Source organism: Flavobacterium sp., from assembly GCF_036515215.1.
Taxonomy (GTDB): domain Bacteria; phylum Bacteroidota; class Bacteroidia; order Flavobacteriales; family Flavobacteriaceae; genus Flavobacterium.
In genome coordinates, this window is the sequence record NZ_DATBVQ010000065.1 from 1 (window position 1) to 2,348 (window position 2,348).

General features: G+C 37.7%; 2 protein-coding genes. One reads left to right on the top strand and one right to left on the bottom strand.

Features of this window, described 5'->3' with window-relative positions:
• Positions 1 to 119: 119 nt before the first annotated feature.
• On the bottom strand, positions 120 to 1,736 hold the full coding sequence (locus VIH09_RS05065) for an IS1634 family transposase (RefSeq protein WP_331578535.1): 1,617 nt from the start codon (positions 1,734 to 1,736) through the stop codon (positions 120 to 122).
• 161 nt (positions 1,737 to 1,897) lie between these two features.
• Between VIH09_RS05065 and VIH09_RS05070 the strand changes: the two genes are divergently transcribed.
• The coding region (locus tag VIH09_RS05070; protein WP_331578537.1) for an HsdM family class I SAM-dependent methyltransferase at positions 1,898 to 2,348 on the top strand (451 nt) is incomplete at its 3' end.

A 2,348-nucleotide genomic window follows, 5' to 3' on the forward strand; every position in this document is an offset into this window, starting at 1 on the left:
ATTTTTGGAGTTTTCATTCGGACCAATTTTCATATTCAAATTCACCATCCTAAAGCCTTAAAAACCAATCCTAAGATTGATTCTGGCTGTAATTTCCTAATAACCTGACTTTCAGGGTTTTATAGACTACATCCCAAAAAAAGCTTATCCTTCAAATCCAATTTTTCAATAATCTCCTTTTGTTCCTTCGTGAGAACAGTGATTTTATCAATTTTCTCTCCACCCAGGGTAAGGGTTGTTTTTCTAATCCTTCCCAGTTCATCCAAACTCTCCTTGACCCCTTCCCAACCATTGGTACCAAGATGATGTTTATACAGAGCAAGTGTCAGATACGCGAGATAACAAACAAAAACATAAACATCGATATGCCCTTCATCAAAATGCCTGACCGGTTGCAAGTCAAGCCAACTCTTAAAACAATTAAAAATTTTTTCTATTATATCTTTTTCAAAATAAAGAGAGATTACTTCAGGAGCATTTTTTTCAAAATCAGTAGTAAAAATCAAGCATTTTCCATCTCGGAGTTTTGCTTTTTTTCGATTATCCACATTAGGGCTAACGCTAACTTTGCCATCATCATTTGTGACAATGAAATAATCAGAAACCCCTTTGATAGCTGCTTTTATTTCATTCTCCAAGCAACTTAAGTTTTCATTACACTCGTGTGAATTGAAAATCTCAGCAATTCGTTTCTCGGCCACCGCTATTTTTTTCAATCTGAGAGAACGTTCGTGTTCAAGATCGGTATGATTAAAACAGACAATAGCTCTTCCTTTTATGCCAAATAGTGTTTCAGGTTTATCCTCATAATAAATTAGCCCAGAGGGTCGTATCAATTCGTTTTCCTCAGAAATATCACATTCTACAAGCTCTTTTGCCTCATTTGAGGTCAAAGGTATTCCACCAATTATTTTGATCTGGTTTCCGGCAAGAGCCTTTAAATTGGTTTTTGATGCCATTCCCCTATCAAGTATTAATGCATCAATATTGAAATCTATACGTTTAACATCAAGAATCATTTGCTTGATTGTGGTTACGTCGGTTATATTTCCTTCATAAGTCCTGAAAAATATTGGCAGCCCTTTGTCTTTTGTGGCAACCAATGAGATGTTTATTTGAGGCTGGTTATTCTCATCCCTGTTATGTCCGTATCTTGCTTTTGGAAGTTTTGTTGAATAGAAATATGTCGAAGTTATGTCATAAAGCAATGATGTTGACCCGGTTTCAAGATGTTTTATTTTATCGAATAATTTGATACATACATCAACTATGCCCTCTGGTACTAATTTTTTCACAGTGCCCATAACAGCACCAAGATTTGTTGAGTTTAATTTGTCTGATGGTATTTTTATGAAATCTTCGAGTGCTGTATCCTGATACCATTTTGAAAGCATGTTTAGGGTTTCCCTATTGACTATATGGTTGACTGCAAGTGTTGTGAGAACTTCCCCTACCGGCAAACCTCTTCTTGGAATTAAGTCGTTTAAAGTGTCTATGATGTTATATTTTTTCAAAAGAGTGTATAGAGTTGCTATATCCCCATATCTTACTGAACTTGTTATTTCTATGTCCTTCTGGCGTTTTTTGGGTGGAATAATTCGGGTTTTTCCATCTATTGTTTCTTCAATCCCCAAGTACTGAGCTTTTCGGTGTTTTACTTTTCCAAATTCGTCCCGATAGTTCTCACGTTCATAAACATACACCTTATTTCCACGTTTAATCCTTGTTTTAGCCATGTAGTCTATATATAGACTACAAAGTATAAAAGGATTTCGATCGAAAATAGTTCTGTTGGTTGTGGTTTCTTAGAAAAGGTGGATTTTGTAGCCTTTCAAACCCTTAATGTCAGGTAGTAACCGATACGCTTGCCTCAGACCCTGGAGATCGCTTTGATATTGTGCTCACCAATCCACCCTTTGGCAAGAAAAGCAGCTATACAATCGTAAACGGAGAAGGAAAAGCGGATAAAGAATCTCAAACTTATGAGCGACAGGATTTCTGGGCGACGACATCCAACAAACAGTTGAACTTCCTTCAGCATGTGAAAACGCTGCTGAAGATAAACGGGAAAGCCGCAATCGTTGTGCCTGACAACGTGCTCTTCGAAGGCGGCGCAGGCGAGACTGTGAGGAGAAAGCTGCTGCAGGAATGCGATGTTCATACTCTTTTGAGGCTTCCAACAGGCGTGTTTTACGCGCAGGGAGTAAAAGCCAACGTGCTTTTCTTTGACAGGAAACCTGCCAGCGAAAAGCCATGGACAGAGAAGCTCTGGATATACGATTTAAGAACAAATATGCACTTTACCCTAAAAACGAATACTCTTAAGTATGAAGACCTACTGGATTTCA